Annotated in this window: 14 protein-coding genes and 1 tRNA gene; 11 read left to right on the top strand and 4 right to left on the bottom strand. The window is 70.7% G+C overall.

The features are described 5' to 3' along the window. Positions 1–88: 88 nt before the first annotated feature. From ccoN to M503_RS0113480, 10 genes are all read left to right on the top strand, one after another. Positions 89–1,528 (top strand): cytochrome-c oxidase, cbb3-type subunit I, encoded by a 1,440-nt coding sequence (gene ccoN / locus M503_RS0113525; RefSeq protein ID WP_028918805.1) that lies wholly within the window; start codon positions 89–91, stop codon positions 1,526–1,528. A 9-nt stretch (positions 1,529–1,537) separates the two neighbouring features. After that, positions 1,538–2,170, top strand: a complete 633-nt coding sequence (ccoO, locus tag M503_RS0113520; protein ID WP_028918806.1) for a cytochrome-c oxidase, cbb3-type subunit II — start codon at positions 1,538–1,540, stop codon at positions 2,168–2,170. After that, on the top strand, positions 2,167–2,322 hold the full coding sequence (locus M503_RS17210; RefSeq protein WP_081721055.1) for a cbb3-type cytochrome oxidase subunit 3: 156 nt from the start codon (positions 2,167–2,169) through the stop codon (positions 2,320–2,322). The genes ccoO and M503_RS17210 overlap by 4 nt, the downstream gene beginning before the upstream one ends. Continuing rightward, positions 2,319–3,254: a cytochrome-c oxidase, cbb3-type subunit III gene (ccoP, locus tag M503_RS0113510; protein WP_028918807.1), complete on the top strand. Its 936-nt coding sequence runs from the start codon at positions 2,319–2,321 to the stop codon at positions 3,252–3,254. Before M503_RS17210 ends, ccoP begins: the two co-directional genes overlap by 4 nt. Next, positions 3,251–3,547 (top strand): hypothetical protein, encoded by a 297-nt coding sequence (locus M503_RS0113505; protein WP_024867482.1) that lies wholly within the window; start codon positions 3,251–3,253, stop codon positions 3,545–3,547. Before ccoP ends, M503_RS0113505 begins: the two co-directional genes overlap by 4 nt. A 199-nt stretch (positions 3,548–3,746) precedes the next feature. Continuing rightward, positions 3,747–5,294 carry a 4Fe-4S dicluster domain-containing protein gene (locus M503_RS0113500; protein WP_028918808.1) on the top strand — a complete coding sequence of 516 codons (1,548 nt, stop codon included), beginning with the start codon at positions 3,747–3,749 and terminating at the stop codon, positions 5,292–5,294. Beyond that, positions 5,291–5,818, top strand: coding sequence for a FixH family protein (locus tag M503_RS0113495; protein WP_028918809.1), 528 nt, complete (start codon positions 5,291–5,293; stop codon positions 5,816–5,818). Before M503_RS0113500 ends, M503_RS0113495 begins: the two co-directional genes overlap by 4 nt. A 23-nt stretch (positions 5,819–5,841) precedes the next feature. After that, positions 5,842–8,268 carry a heavy metal translocating P-type ATPase gene (locus M503_RS0113490; protein ID WP_231472378.1) on the top strand — a complete coding sequence of 809 codons (2,427 nt, stop codon included), beginning with the start codon at positions 5,842–5,844 and terminating at the stop codon, positions 8,266–8,268. Further along, positions 8,265–8,459: a cbb3-type cytochrome oxidase assembly protein CcoS gene (gene ccoS / locus M503_RS0113485; RefSeq protein ID WP_028918811.1), complete on the top strand. Its 195-nt coding sequence runs from the start codon at positions 8,265–8,267 to the stop codon at positions 8,457–8,459. The genes M503_RS0113490 and ccoS overlap by 4 nt, the downstream gene beginning before the upstream one ends. A 1-nt stretch (position 8,460) precedes the next feature. Continuing rightward, positions 8,461–9,186 (top strand): sulfite exporter TauE/SafE family protein, encoded by a 726-nt coding sequence (locus M503_RS0113480; RefSeq protein WP_024867477.1) that lies wholly within the window; start codon positions 8,461–8,463, stop codon positions 9,184–9,186. 17 nt (positions 9,187–9,203) lie between these two features. Here the strand turns inward: M503_RS0113480 and M503_RS16555 are convergent, their stop codons facing one another. The 4 genes from M503_RS16555 to rplM form a co-directional block, all read right to left on the bottom strand. Continuing rightward, positions 9,204–10,274: a sensor domain-containing diguanylate cyclase gene (locus tag M503_RS16555; protein WP_155952075.1), complete on the bottom strand. Its 1,071-nt coding sequence runs from the start codon at positions 10,272–10,274 to the stop codon at positions 9,204–9,206. 133 nt (positions 10,275–10,407) lie between these two features. Beyond that, positions 10,408–10,482, bottom strand: a tRNA-Gln gene (locus M503_RS0113470). 116 nt (positions 10,483–10,598) lie between these two features. After that, a complete protein-coding gene (gene rpsI, locus M503_RS0113465) occupies positions 10,599–10,991 on the bottom strand; it encodes a 30S ribosomal protein S9 (protein ID WP_024867475.1) in 393 nt (130 codons plus the stop codon). A 9-nt stretch (positions 10,992–11,000) separates the two neighbouring features. Beyond that, the gene (gene rplM / locus M503_RS0113460) at positions 11,001–11,429 is read right to left on the bottom strand and encodes a 50S ribosomal protein L13 (RefSeq protein WP_024867474.1); all 429 of its coding nucleotides are present in this window, start codon (positions 11,427–11,429) and stop codon (positions 11,001–11,003) included. A 258-nt stretch (positions 11,430–11,687) separates the two neighbouring features. Here rplM and coq7 point away from each other — a divergent pair, with 258 nt between their 5' ends. Then, positions 11,688–12,332: a 2-polyprenyl-3-methyl-6-methoxy-1,4-benzoquinone monooxygenase gene (gene coq7 / locus M503_RS0113455; protein ID WP_028918813.1), complete on the top strand. Its 645-nt coding sequence runs from the start codon at positions 11,688–11,690 to the stop codon at positions 12,330–12,332. Positions 12,333–12,570 lie beyond the last annotated feature (238 nt).

Raw genomic sequence — 12,570 nt, 5'->3', positions numbered from 1 at the left:
CGAGCTCTTCCAGGCATTGATCCCGATCAATGCCCGGGCTTCCGCACAGGGGGATCATCGCCCCCGTTCATACTGAGGGACGGACCGCATGCAAAGCGTGCAGGGGACTTACAACGACAAGGTGGTGCGCCAGTTCGCGGTCATGACCGTGGTCTGGGGCATCGTGGGCATGCTGGTGGGCGTGATCATCGCCGCCCAGCTTTACTGGCCGGCGCTGAATTTCGATCTGCCCTGGCTCAGCTACGGCCGGCTGCGGCCGCTGCATACCAACGCGGTGATCTTCGCGTTCGGCGGCAGCGCGCTGTTCGCGACCAGCCTCCACGTGGTGCAGCGAACCTGCCACGTGCGGCTGATCTCGGACGGCCTGGCGGCCTTCGTGTTCTGGGGCTGGCAGCTGATCATCGTGCTGGCGGCCATCACCCTGCCGCTCGGCCTGACCCAGGGCAAGGAGTACGCCGAGCTGATCTGGCCGATCGACATCCTGATCGCCGTGGTCTGGGTCGCCTACGCGGTCCTCTTCATCGGCACGATCGCCAAGCGCCGGGTCAAGCACATCTACGTGGCGAACTGGTTCTACGCCGCGTTCATCCTGGCGGTGGCGCTGCTGCACATCGTCAACAACATCGCCATCCCGTCCGACCTGCTGCATTCCTACCCGGTCTACAGCGGCGCCGTCGACGCGATGGTGCAGTGGTGGTACGGCCACAACGCGGTGGGCTTCTTCCTGACCGCGGGCTTCCTCGGCATGATGTACTACTTCGTGCCGAAGCAGGCCGGCCGCCCGATCTACTCCTACCGCCTGTCGATCGTGCACTTCTGGGCGCTGATCGCCGTGTACATGTGGGCCGGCCCGCACCACCTGCTGTACACCGCGCTGCCCGACTGGGCGCAGTCGCTGGGCATGGTCTTCTCGCTGATCCTGCTGGCCCCGTCCTGGGGCGGCGCCATCAACGGCGTGATGACCCTGTCGGGCGTCTGGTACAAGCTGCGCACCGACCCGATCCTGAAGTTCCTGATCGTGGCCGTCTCCTTCTACATGATCGCGACCTTCGAAGGCCCGATGATGTCGATCAAGACGGTGAACTCGCTGTCCCACTACACCGACTGGACCGTGGGCCACGTCCACGCCGGCGCGCTGGGCTGGGTGGCGATGATCTCGATCGGCGCGGTCTACTCGCTGATGCCCAAGCTGCTGGGCCGCGAGCAGATGTACTCGGTCAAGGCGATCGACGTGCACTTCTGGATGCACACCCTGGGCGTGGTGTTCTACATCGCCTCGATGTGGATCGCCGGCGTGATGCAGGGCCTGATGTGGCGCGCCACCAACGACGACGGCACGCTGACCTACAGCTTCGCCGAGGCGCTCAACGCGACCTATCCGTACTACCTGATCCGCCTGCTGGGTGGCGTCCTGGTCCTGGCGGGCATGGGCGTGATGGCCTGGAACCTGGTGCGTACCTACCGCGCCGCCCCCGCGATCGCGCCGCAGCCGGTGCTGCCGGTCGACGCCTCCCAAGCGCGCGCCTGAGGCATAACCATGAGCGAACACAACCAGAATCCCCACGAGAAAGTCGAGAAGAACGTCGGCCTGATGGCCGTGCTGATCGCGGTCGCCATCTCCTTCGGCGGCCTCGCCCAGATCGTGCCGCTGATGTTCCAGGCCGAGGCGATCGAGCCGCTGGAGGGCGTGGAGCCGTATCCCGCCCTGCAGCTGGCCGGCCGCGACGTCTACATCCGCGAAGGCTGCTACAACTGCCACTCGCAGATGGTCCGCACCCTGCGCTTCGAGACCGAGCGCTACGGCCACTACTCGCTGGCCGGCGAATCGGTCTACGACCGTCCCTTCCAGTGGGGCTCCAAGCGCACCGGTCCCGACCTGGCCCGCGTCGGCGGCCGCTATTCCGACGACTGGCACCGCGTGCACCTGAACAACCCGCGCGACGTGGTGCCGGAGTCGAACATGCCGGCCTTCCCGTGGCTGGAGAAGAACCAGGTCGACGGCGCCACCGTGGCCAGGCGCATGTCCGCGCTCAAGGCCCTCGGCGACCCGTACACCGACGAGCAGATCGCGCAGGCCCCGGCCGAGGTCGAAGGCAAGACCGAACTCGACGCGGTGGTCGCCTACCTGCAGGCGCTGGGCAAGCACGCCCCGCGGGGAGGCCAGCAATGATCGGTGGAATCTCGACCGCGGCGCTGCTGGTGCTGTTCATCGGCAGCTGGATCTGGGCCTGGAGCCCGAAGCGCAGGAAGGCGTTCGACGAAGCGGCACTGCTGCCGCTCGACGATGGCGAAGCCGTTGAGGACAGGGGGAACGTGGCATGAAAAGTGGTTGGACCTGGTACGTCATCGCCCTGGTGGCCATCAACATCGTCGGCTACGTGTGGCTGCTGTGGTGGACCTCGCGCCGTCGTCCCGGCGACCCGAAGCCGGAAGACACCTCCCACGTGTGGGACGGCGACATCACCGAGTACAACAAGCCGCTGCCGAAGTGGTGGATCAACCTGTTCTACCTGACCATCGTCTTCGGCGTCGGCTACTTCTTCTGGTTCGGCGGCCTGGGCGGCATCGGCGGCTACAGCGGCTGGAGCTCGAAGCAGGAGTACGCGGCCGAGAAGGCGGTGGAAGACGCCAAGCTGGAGAAGACCTTCGCGCCGTTCGCCGGCCAGGCGATCGACGCGCTGGCCCGCGACCCGAAGGCGCTGGCCCTGGGCCGCTCGATCTTCAGCAACACCTGCGCCACCTGCCACGGCTCGGCCGGCCAGGGCGCCGTCGGCTACCCGAACCTGACCGACGACATCTGGCACTGGGGCGGTTCCCCGGACCGCATCCTCGAGACCGTGCTGGACGGCCGTGAAGGCATCATGCCCGAGTGGGGCACGGTCCTGACCGGCATGGGCGGCCCGGAAGCGGTGGACTACACCATCGCCTACGTCCGCACCCTGTCCGATCCGGCGGCCATGCAGAACAACTTCATGGCCGCCCAGGGCAGGAAGCTGTACGAGGGCGTGTGCGCCGCCTGCCACGGCGTCGACGGCAAGGGCAACCAGGACCTCGGTGCGCCCGACCTGACCGACGACTACTGGCTGTACGGCAACAGCCGCGAGAGCCTGCACCGCACGATCACCCAGGGCCGCCACGGCAGCATGCCTGCCCACCGCGAGCTCCTCGGCGAGACCCGTGCCCGCCTGGTTGCAGCCTACGTCTGGTCGCTGTCAAATGGAGCCGGGAAAGGGAGCCAGCAGGGAACTCAGTGACCGACTTCAGCGAGCCGCGCTTTGACCACCCCCCACGTCCGCTCGCGCAGCGCGTGGGGGCCATAGCCTGGCCGAGCTTCTTCGCCGCCGGCGTGGCGACGATGGTGTTCTTCGCCTTCGTCGACCCGCTGGCGCTGCGGGACCTGACGTTTCCAGACCTGAAGTTGACCCGGGAGCTCGGCTACACGCTGGGCTTCTTCGTTTTCTGGGTCGCGACCGCCTCGTCGAGCCTGTTCACCTGGATCCTGCTGAGACCCTCCAGCCGCTTCAATCGCGCCCTGCCGCCGGACTGACCGCCCGGGCGGACGCCGGACTGCGACAATTTGTCGTCTGGCGCACCCCCCCGGTTTGCGGATACTGGTCGGGTATGGAAGCCGGAATCCGGCTTCCAGGTCGCGCGCGCGGCCAATCCCCAGACATGAACGCAAGCCACCCCATCCCTACCGGTCCGTCGACGCCTCGCGCCGGCGCGCCGACGCCAGGACGGCAGCCATGAGCAAACGCATTCCCCTGGACGTGGTCGACGACCAGGGCAACTCCTTCTACGTCAGCGAGCGCAAGATCTATCCGCGCGACGTGTCCGGCCGCTTCAACCGCCTGCGCGTGGCCGCGGTGGTCTGGCTGCTGGGCATGTTCTACGTGTTCCCGTGGCTGCGCTGGGACGGCCGCCAGGCGGTGCTGTTCGACCTGCCGGCGCGCAAGTTCTACGTGTTCGGCCTGGCCTTCTGGCCGCAGGACTTCCTGTTCCTGGCGCTGCTGCTGATCATCGCCGCGCTGTCGCTGTTCTTCTTCACCGCCTTGGCCGGACGCCTGTGGTGCGGCTACGCCTGCCCGCAGACGGTGTGGACCGAAGTGTTCCTGTGGATGGAGCGCTGGACCGAGGGCGACCGCTCCAGGCGGATGAAGCTGGACGCCGCGCCCTGGGGCCGGGAGAAGATCCTGCGCAAGGGCGCCAAGCACTTCCTGTGGGCGGTGTTCGCGCTGTGGACCGGCTTCACCTTCGTCGGCTTCTTCACCCCGATCACCGACCTGGCCTCGCGCATCGTGCCGTTCGAATGGGGCGGGTGGGAGACCTTCTGGGTGTTCTTCTACGCCTTCGCCACCTGGGGCAACGCCGGCTTCCTGCGCGAGCAGGTGTGCAAGTACATGTGCCCGTACGCGCGCTTCCAGAGCGCGATGTTCGACCGCAACACCCTGCTGATCGCCTACGACCCGATGCGCGGCGAGCCGCGCGGCCCGCGCAAGCGCGGCCTCGGCAGCGTGCTCGAGCGCGCCCGCGGCCTGCTCGACCCGAAGACCGCGTACGACTACGTGTTCCGCGCCAGCGCGCACCCGACCGCCGCCGACAACCGGCTGCAGGCGCACGGCACCATCACCCTCGGCGGCGTCGGCGACAAGCCCGAGCCGCTGCCGAAGTTCTCCTACGAGGAGCTGGGCGACTGCATCGACTGCACGATCTGCGTGCAGGTCTGCCCGACCGGCATCGACATCCGCAACGGCCTGCAGTACGAGTGCATCGCCTGCGGCGCCTGCATCGACGCCTGCGACGAGGTCATGGGCAAGATGGGTTATCCGCGCGGCCTGATCCGCTACGCGACGCAGAACGCGATCGACGGCAAGCCGACCCGCGTCCTGCGCCCGCGCATCTTCGTCTACGGCTTCCTGCTGCTGGCGCTGTGCGGCGCCTGGGCGTGGGGCGTGGCCCACCGCAGCGAGCTGATCGCCGAGGTCCTGCGCGACCGCAACGCGCTGTACCGCGAGACCGCCGCCGGCGTGGCCAACGACTACACCCTCAAGCTGATCAACAAGAGCCAGGAAACCCGCAGCTTCCGCATCACCCTCGAACCGGCGGACGCCGGCCTGTCCCTGCCCGGCCCGGTGGTGGTCGAGGCCGGTCCCGAGCAGGTGCTGCCGGTCGCGCTGACCGTCACCGCCGAGGAAGGCACCGGCGGCCGCCGCGAGATCCGTTTCGTCGTCGAGAGCGAGGACGGCCGCGATCGCCGCGTCGTCAACAGCAGCTTCTTCGGACCCAGCCCATGAACCGTCCCGAACAGACCCCTCCTCCCGAAGCCGGGCAACCCGGCTGGCGCAACGCGGCCCTGTGGCTGGTGATCGGGCTGCCGCTGCTGTCGATCGTCGCCGGCGTCGGCCTGGTGGTGATCGCCACCCGTTCCGGCGGCGCCGATACGGTCAACGACCCGGTGCGTCGCGTGGCGCAGATCCAGACCACCGACCTCAGCCCCGACGCCAAGGCGAAGAAGCTCGGCCTCAGCGCGGTGCTGCGCGTCGAGGACGGCATCGTCGAGGTGCTGCCGGCGACCGGCGAGTTCCCGCGCGACCAGCCGCTGCAGCTGTTCCTGCAGCACCCGACCCGCAAGGCCGAGGACATCCAGCTGGAACTGGCGCCGGAAGGCCCGGGCTGGCGCCTGGAGCAGCCGGTGGATCCCGGCCACGACTGGGTAGTGCAGCTGCACGCCGCCGACGGCAGCTGGCGCCTGCACGGGCGGCTCATCCGCCAGCAGCACGCCGCGCGCCTGGCGCCGCTGATCGGCGGAGGCGGCTGACCGCGATGCCGGCGGAACTGGCCATGCACGACGCGCCGGTGGCCAGCGGCACCTGCCACCACTGCGGCGAGGTGCTGTCCGCCCGCCCGGTGGTGCGCGAATTCGAGGGCCAGCCGCGCCCGTTCTGCTGCGACGGCTGCGCCGCCGCCGCCGAATGGATCGCCGGCGCCGACCTCGACGGCTACTACCGCCTGCGCAGCGCCGGCGGCACCCGGGTCGGCGACGACCTGCCCGACCTGGCGGTGTGGGACCGCGCCGACGTCCAGGCCGAACACAGCCGCCCGGTCGAGGGTGGCCGCGAGATCACCCTGCTCACCGACGGCATGCGCTGCGCCGCATGTGCGTGGCTGATCGACCGCGCCCTGCGCCGCGAGCCGGGCGTGCTCGACTGCGGCGCCAACGCCGTCACCGGCCGCATCCGCATCGCCTGGGATCCGGCGCGCACCGCGCTGTCGGCGCCGTTGCGGCGCCTGGCCATGCTCGGTTACCGGCCCTACCTGGCCGGCAGCGAGGCGATGGAACGCGAGCGCACCCGCGAACGCCGGCGTTGGCTGCTGCGCCTGGGCATCGCCGGGCTGGGCACGCTGCAGGCGATGATGTTCGCCGAGGCGCTGTACCTGGACTTCAACAGCACCATGCCGGCGGCCACCCGCGACTTCTTCCGCTGGCTGACCTTCCTGCTGTGCACGCCGGTGGTGTTCTATTCCGGCTGGCCGTTCCTGGCCGGCGCGTGGCGCGAACTGCGCGGCCGCCGCCTCGGCATGGACGTGCTGATCGCCGGCTCCACCCTGCTGGCGTATTTCGCCAGCCTGTTCGAGACCATCCGCGGCGGCGTCCACGTCTGGTACGACGCGGCGGTGATGTTCGTGTTCCTGCTGCTGGCCGCGCGCATGCTCGAGCAGCGCGCGCGCGCCGTGGCCAGCGCCCAGGTCGACGCGCTGGCGCGCGCGCGGCCGGCGTTCGCCACCCGCGAGCTGGCCGACGGCAGCCGCGAAACCGTGCCGCTGGCCTCGCTGCAGGCCGGCGACGTGGCCCGCGTTTCCGCCGGCGACGCGGTGCCGGCCGACGGCGTCCTGCTCGACGACGAGGCCTGGTTCGAGGAAGCGCTGCTGACCGGCGAGTCGAAGCCGGTGCACAAGCGCGCCGGCGACCCGGTCTATGCCGGCACCGTCTGCCGCGAACGCCCGGCGCGGCTGCAGGTGTCCTGCACCGGCCCTGCCACCCGCATCTCGCAGCTGGCGCGGCTGGTGGAAGAGGCGCAGGAACACCGCCCGGCGCTGGCGCGCACCGCCGACCGCATCGGCAGCCGCTTCGTCCTCGGCCTGCTGCCGGTGACCATCGCGGTGTTCGCCTGGTGGTGGCAGCACGAGCCCTCGCGCGCGCTGGAAGTGACCCTGGCCCTGCTGGTGATCAGCTGCCCCTGCGCGCTGTCGCTGTCGGTGCCGGCCGCGCTGGCGGCCGCGCATGGCGCGCTGGCGAAGACCGGCCTGCTGGCGCTGCGACCGGACGCGCTGGACACGCTGGCGCGCGCCACCGACATCGTCTTCGACAAGACCGGCACGCTCAGCGACCACCGGCCCGCGCTGGCCGCGGTGGAAAGCTTCGGCATCGATCGCGAGCAGGCCCTGCGTATTGCTGCGGCGCTGGAGCGCGACAGCGGGCATCCGCTGGCCGCCGCCTTCGCCCGTGACGGCGACCCGCAGCCGCTGGCGGCGACACAGGTCGCCGCGGTACCGGGCCGCGGCATCGAAGGCGAGGTCGAAGGCCGCCGCTGGCGGCTCGGCCGCGCCGACTTCGCCGCCGGCCGCGAGGACGATGGCGCGCTGTGGCTGGGCGACGGCCAGCAAGCCATGGCCCGCTTCACCCTCGAGGAGCGCCCGCGCGCCGACGCGGCCGCCGCGCTGCACTCGCTGCGCGCGCTCGGCCTGCGCCCGCACCTGGCCAGCGGCGACGGCGAGGCCGCGGTGCGGCGCATGGCCGCGACCCTCGGCATCGGCGACGCCCACGCCCGCCAGTCGCCCGAGGACAAGCTCGCCCTGGTCAAGCGCCTGCAGGGCGAAGGCCGGATCGTGGCGATGGTCGGCGACGGCCTCAACGACGCTCCGGTGCTGGCCGGCGCCGACGTTTCCGTCGCCCTCGGCGAAGGCGCCTCGCTGGCGCACCGCGCCGCCGACCTGGTCACCACCGGCAGCGGCCTGGAGCGCATCCCCGCCGCCGTGTCGCTGGCCCGCCGCACCCATCGCGTGATCCGGCAGAACCTGGCCTGGGCCACCGCCTACAACCTGCTGGCCCTGCCGCTGGCCGCCGCCGGCCTGGTGACGCCGTGGCTGGCCGCGCTGGGCATGGCCGCGTCCTCGCTGCTGGTCACCCTCAACGCGCTGCGCCTGGCGCGGAGCGCGGCGCCGGCCGCGCGCGCCGGCGCGCCCTCGACGGCGGAGGCAACGCCATGAACATCCTGCTGATGCTGGTCCCGCTGAGCCTGGTGCTGCTCGGGGTGGCCGTGGCCGCCTTCGTCTGGGCGGTCAAGCGCGGCCAGTTCGACGACCTCGACACCCCGGCGCTCGACATCCTCGAGGACGACGACCGCCCCGCCCCGCCGGCGAAGCCGGCGCCGCCCGCGCCACCGGAGCCCGACGCCTGACATGCCGGTCGACCTGCCCACGCTGCTGGCTGCCGCCCTCGCCGGCCTGCTCGGCGGGGTGCACTGCGCGGTGATGTGCGGCGGCATCGCCGCCAGCTTCCCGGCGATGGCCCCGGGCCGCCCGCTGCGCGTGGCCTGGCAGGCCAACCTCGGCCGCGTCGGCGGCTACGTGCTCGCCGGTGCCGTCGCCGGCGGCTTCGGCGGCGGCCTGCTGCGCGTGCTGCGCATCGACGGACTGGCCACCGGCCTGCGCATGGCCGCCGGCCTGGCCCTGGTGCTGGTCGCCCTGCGCCTGCTCGACCGCGGCGGCCGCCTGGACCTGCTGGCGAAACCCGGCGTGCGCGCCTGGCGCTGGCTGCAGCCGCTGCACCGGCACCTGCTGCCGGCGACCACGCCATGGCGGCGGATCGCGCTGGGCGCGCTGTGGGGCTGGATGCCGTGCGGGCTGAGCCTGGGCCTGCTCACCGTGGCCTGGCTGCAGGCCAGCGCCGGCGGCGGTGCCGCGGTGATGGCGGCGTTCGGCCTGGGCACCCTGCCGATGATGGTGCCGCTGACCTGGTCGGGCGCGCGCATGCACGGCTGGCTGCAGCGACCGCGCTGGCGGCTCGCGCTCGGCGGCGTGGTCCTCGGCGCCGGCCTGCTGACCCTGGCGGCGCCATGGCTGATGCAGGTACCGGCCCTGCACGGGGCGCTTGCGGCGCTGGGCTGCGTCCCGCGCGGGGCCTGAGCGACTGACGCAGCGCGTCAGCCTGCGACGGGGGCGGGCACCACGTCCTCGCCGAAGCACACCTGGTTGCGGCCGGCGGCCTTGGCCCGGTACAGCGCCTCGTCGGCCGCGCCGGTCCAGTCCTCGATGTCCTTCATCCCGGCGCGCAGTTCGGCCACGCCGATGCTCAGCGTCACCGGCACGCCTGCGGCCATGACCTGCCCGGCCACCCGCTGGCGCAGGCGCTCGGCCACTTCCAGCGCGGCCTCGCGGTGGGTGCCCGGCAGCAGCACGCCGAACTCGTCGCCGCCGTAGCGGCCGGCCACGTCGGTGCTGCGCAGGCCTTCGTGCAGCAGGGCCGAGACGCGGCGCAGGACCTGGTCGCCGGCCAGGTGGCCCTGGCTGTCGTTGATCCGCTTGAACTCGTCGACGTCGATCATCAGCAGCGAGGACACCGCCCCGTAGCGGTGGAAGCGACGCATCTGCTCGGCGACCAGCGCCAGCCACTGCTGGCGGCTGGCCAGGCCGGTCTCGGCGTCGACCCGCACCACCTGCTCGAGCATGCGCTTCTGCGCCCGCACCTTGTCGGCGAAGGAGCGCGCGGTGATGCCGATCGCCAGCAGGTACAGGACCAGGAACGGCATGCACCAGAGCATGGTGCTGAACTGGGTGCGCGGCTCGAAGGCGAAGCCGTTCAGCGCCGCGGTGACCAGGCTGGTCGCGACCATCGCCGCCAGCGAACGGCCCGCCAGCGGCCAGCCGCCGGCGACGGTGCGGTCCATGCTCATCACCGACACCAGCAGCACCGTCGGCAGCAGGTCGAAGCGGATGATGGCGATCCAGAACCCGGCGACCACCGAGTCCATCACCAGGTTGCCGAACTCCGCCTCCACCGGCCGCGAGCTGTTGGACGAGATGCGCCAGGCCACCAGCGGCCAGCCGATGCCCGTCAGCGCCGCCAGCGGCCACCACAGCGCGTTCGCGCCCTGCGCATGCAGCGACGCCATCACTCCCATCAGGCTGGTCCAGGTGCCCAGCACGCGCATGGCGCAGGTGAAGCGGACGAAACGGTTGCCCCCGGAGTCACCGGGCGAGGTGGAGAAGAACATCTGGGCAGCTTGCGACGGAATATGAACAGGCGCCGCAAGAGACATGCCAAGCACGTCACGCTTGCCACGCCTTCACCGCCGCAAGAACCGGGGCAAAGAAAAAGCCCGGCCTTTCGGCCGGGCTTTTCGAATATGGCAGCCCCGGATGGATTCGAACCACCGAATGCCTGAGTCAGAGTCAGGTGCCTTACCGCTTGGCGACGGGGCTGTAGGCTGCAGATTATAAAACCACCGGAAGACGTTTGCACGCCATCCGCTGAAGGAAACGGATACGGATATCCGTTTCCCCCGGGCCGCCTCCGCAGAGGCGACCCACCAGGCGCATCAGCGCTTGGAGAACTGGGTGGCGCGGCGGGCCTTGTGCAGGCCGACCTTCTTGCGCTCGACCTCGCGGGCGTCGCGGGTCATGAAGCCGGCCTTGCGCAGGTCGGACTTCAGCGACTCGTCATACTCGACCAGCGCGCGGGCGATGCCCAGGCGGATCGCACCGGCCTGGCCGGTGGTGCCGCCGCCGGTGGCGGTGACGACGACGTCGAACTTGTCGGTCGACTGGGTCAGCTCGAGCGGCTGGCGCACGATCATGCGCGCGGTCTCACGGCCGAAGAACTCGTCCAGCGGACGGCCGTTGACGGTGATGTTGCCCGAACCCTTGCGCAGGAACACGCGGGCGGTGGAAGACTTGCGACGGCCGGTGCCGTAGTTCTGAGTGGTAGCCATCGTTGTGCCTTAGATGTCCAGCGGCTGCGGCTGCTGGGCCGCGTGCGGGTGTTCGGAACCGGAGTAGACCTTGAGCTTGCGGTACATCGCACGGCCCAGCGGACCCTTCGGCAGCATGCCCTTGACCGCGATCTCGATCACGCGCTCCGGGTGGCGCTCCAGCGCCTGGGCCAGGGTCTCGCTCTTCAGGTTGCCGATGTAGCCGGTGAAGCGATGGTACATCTTGTCCTGCAGCTTCTTGCCGGTGACCGCGATCTTCTCGGCATTGATCACGACGAGGTAGTCGCCGGTGTCAACGTGAGGGGTGTAGGTCGGCTTGTGCTTGCCGCGGAGGCGGTGGGCAAGCTCGGCGGCCAGGCGGCCGAGGGTCTTGCCGGAGGCGTCGACGAGATACCAGTCGCGCTGGACGGTCTCGGACTTGGCGATGAAAGTCTTCATGGGAACTCGGGTCGTTGGTCGGGCGGATTCCAGACCCGGATTGCCCGGACGGGAACTTTGCCTCGCGTTGTGAAGGGTGCCGCAAAGAAGCGGAATGATAGCCCGCGGGCGGTTCGCGTGCAAGTCCACGCCTGAGGCAGGCCGGGAGTATCCCACGGCAGGAGGGCCCCGGGCACTCCCGGGTTGGCAGTCCGGACCAGCGCGGCCGACAATCCATAGGCCGCCGGCGACTTCCCGGGCGGCCCTTGGAGCCCTGCCATGCCTGCCGCCGTCCGCCACCTGTCCGCGCTGGACCACGTCCTGGTCGAGGCGCAACGCGCCCTGGAAACCACCCTGGGCGACCCGTCGGCGAGCCGCCCCTGCCCGGCCGACGCCGCCGATCCGGTGCTTCCGGCCCCGGCCCGCCGCCATGCGGCCGGGCTGATGCGGATCAACCACGTCGGCGAGGTCTGCGCGCAGGGCCTGTACTTCGGCCAGGCCGCGGTCGCCCGCGATCCGGCCACGCGCGAGCACCTGCTCGAGGCGGCGCAGGAGGAGACCGACCACCTGGCCTGGTGCGCGCAGCGCCTGCGCGAGCTGGACAGCCGGCCGAGCCTGTTCAACCCACTGTGGTACGCGGGCAGCTACGCGATCGGCTCGCTGGCCGGCCTGCGCGGCGACGGCTGGAACCTGGGCTTCGTGGTCGAGACCGAGCGCCAGGTCGAGGCCCACCTCGACGAGCACCTGGAATCCCTGCCGGCCGCCGACCAGCGCAGCCGCCAGATCATCCGGGTGATGAAGGAGGACGAGGCCCGCCACGCCGACAACGCCGAACACGCCGGCGCCCGCGTCCTGCCGCCGCCGATCCCGCAGGCGATGGCGCTGGCCTCGAAGTTCATGAAGCTGGTGGCGTACCGGATCTGAGGCGGGGGCATCGCGGCTGGCTCTTCGGGGCAGGCTTTGCCGAATCCCAGACCAGCCAGCTCGATCCAGCCCAGCCTGCCCACAGCAGAAGCAAAGGCAAGGCCAAAGGCAAAGGCAAAGGCAAAGCATCGAGCGCGCTGCCTCCGGACGGGGCCGCCGCCCCAAGGGGGTATGGCGCATCGCGCGGTTCCGCGTCCTGCTCCAACGCGCGAGCGCAGCACATCCATGTGCTGCTTGC

This window comes from Pseudoxanthomonas suwonensis J47 (genome assembly GCF_000513955.1).
Lineage (GTDB): Bacteria > Pseudomonadota > Gammaproteobacteria > Xanthomonadales > Xanthomonadaceae > Pseudoxanthomonas > Pseudoxanthomonas suwonensis_C.
This window is presented reverse-complemented; position numbering and strand designations above follow the sequence as displayed.

What these genes read in the sequence shown, in the direction of transcription:
- ccoN (WP_028918805.1), top strand. Translation starts at nt 89, where the DNA reads ATGCAAAGCGTGCAGGGGACTTACAACGACAAGGTGGTGCGCCAGTTC.
- ccoO (WP_028918806.1), top strand. Translation starts at nt 1,538, where the DNA reads ATGAGCGAACACAACCAGAATCCCCACGAGAAAGTCGAGAAGAACGTC.
- M503_RS17210 (WP_081721055.1), top strand. Translation starts at nt 2,167, where the DNA reads ATGATCGGTGGAATCTCGACCGCGGCGCTGCTGGTGCTGTTCATCGGC.
- ccoP (WP_028918807.1), top strand. Translation starts at nt 2,319, where the DNA reads ATGAAAAGTGGTTGGACCTGGTACGTCATCGCCCTGGTGGCCATCAAC.
- M503_RS0113500 (WP_028918808.1), top strand. Translation starts at nt 3,747, where the DNA reads ATGAGCAAACGCATTCCCCTGGACGTGGTCGACGACCAGGGCAACTCC.
- M503_RS0113495 (WP_028918809.1), top strand. Translation starts at nt 5,291, where the DNA reads ATGAACCGTCCCGAACAGACCCCTCCTCCCGAAGCCGGGCAACCCGGC.
- M503_RS0113490 (WP_231472378.1), top strand. Translation starts at nt 5,842, where the DNA reads ATGCACGACGCGCCGGTGGCCAGCGGCACCTGCCACCACTGCGGCGAG.
- ccoS (WP_028918811.1), top strand. Translation starts at nt 8,265, where the DNA reads ATGAACATCCTGCTGATGCTGGTCCCGCTGAGCCTGGTGCTGCTCGGG.
- M503_RS0113480 (WP_024867477.1), top strand. Translation starts at nt 8,461, where the DNA reads ATGCCGGTCGACCTGCCCACGCTGCTGGCTGCCGCCCTCGCCGGCCTG.
- M503_RS16555 (WP_155952075.1), bottom strand. Translation starts at nt 10,274, where the DNA reads ATGTTCTTCTCCACCTCGCCCGGTGACTCCGGGGGCAACCGTTTCGTC.
- rpsI (WP_024867475.1), bottom strand. Translation starts at nt 10,991, where the DNA reads ATGGCTACCACTCAGAACTACGGCACCGGCCGTCGCAAGTCTTCCACC.
- rplM (WP_024867474.1), bottom strand. Translation starts at nt 11,429, where the DNA reads ATGAAGACTTTCATCGCCAAGTCCGAGACCGTCCAGCGCGACTGGTAT.
- coq7 (WP_028918813.1), top strand. Translation starts at nt 11,688, where the DNA reads ATGCCTGCCGCCGTCCGCCACCTGTCCGCGCTGGACCACGTCCTGGTC.